This is a genomic window from Leifsonia sp. HAY1-4F (assembly GCF_056755275.1).
In genome coordinates this window covers 1-228 of sequence record NZ_JBNDHX010000768.1, presented here as the reverse complement: position 1 = coordinate 228, position 228 = coordinate 1, and the positions used below count along the sequence as shown (strand labels likewise).

The window sequence follows — 228 nt, the reverse complement described above, 5'->3', positions numbered from 1 at the left end:
GGTAGCCGCCCTCCGCGATGGGCTCCGCGCCACGGGTCGCGAAGAAGAGCGCAGGCGCCGCCCCGACCCGCTGCAACGGGTGGTCGCCGTCGGCGAGGATGACCCGGATGCCCGGGAACGCGCGTCCCAGTTCCTCCGCCGTCCGCCAGGACCCGACGGTGACGAGACGGAACGCCCGGTGTTCGCAGTGGTCACGCTGCCACTCGGTGGCGATCCGGCCGCACACCC

General features: G+C 74.1%; 1 pseudogene. It reads right to left on the bottom strand.

The features are described 5' to 3' along the window. Positions 1–228, bottom strand: a pseudogene (locus ACPYOG_RS21280) (primosomal protein N'); the annotation flags it as partial.